Source organism: Alcanivorax sp. HI0083, from assembly GCF_001635175.1.
This window is the reverse complement of the sequence record NZ_LWFX01000201.1, coordinates 1-678: the sequence shown is the minus strand read 5'-3', so window position 1 is coordinate 678 and position 678 is coordinate 1. Positions and strand designations below refer to the sequence as shown.

Sequence of the window (678 nt, the reverse complement as noted above, 5' to 3'; positions counted from 1 at the left end):
ACGTTCGCCAGTACCGGTGCAAATTCCTTGCTGGTGATTTTCTTGAAGATCTGGCGAGTCAGCATGCTGGACGCCTTGCCCGCAGTAGAAACGGCAAAATCGATGACTTTTTTCTGGCCTCCGGACAGTTCGGTCATGTTCGCCGGCTCCACCAGGAACAGACTAAGAACACGGTCGGTCAGATGATCTGCCATCTGGATGAACTTCTCCGCGCTGTCCTTGCGATCATTCTCAACAGCGTGAATGAAATCTTCCGTGCTGTTCACCAGCGCCGGGTTTGCGGGAATCGCCACCACATTTTGCATTGTTATATCCTTGCCTGTTCTGTGTGCCGTGGCCGCCCACCAGGCAGCCCATCAAGCTGGCCATAATAGCGGGGGGACGGGCGCAGGGGAAACGCCGATCAGGCCGGAATAACAAAGCTGATACGTCTTCAGGGCAAACTCGCACTTTGTGTAACCGCACCGGTCTGCATCGGATGGCGGATATCCACCTGTGGCGTAGTCAGCATGGTGCCGTTCATGGCGCAATCCGGCCCCAAACTAACCTGCTCAAAGCTGGCCGAAGCCTCGGGATTACGCCATACCAGCGACACAGGCCCCGGGCCGCAAATCCCCCCAAGCAAGGGCACACGGATTTTAACCTGCATATCATGCACCGTGAGCTTGCGGGGGCTAT

General features: G+C 56.5%; 2 pseudogenes. Both read right to left on the bottom strand.

Annotated features, from left to right (window positions below):
• A pseudogene (locus A3754_RS02175) lies at positions 1 to 305 on the bottom strand (hypothetical protein); the annotation flags it as partial.
• Positions 306 to 433: 128 nt separating this feature from the next.
• Positions 434 to 678, bottom strand: a pseudogene (locus tag A3754_RS02170) (activator protein); the annotation flags it as partial.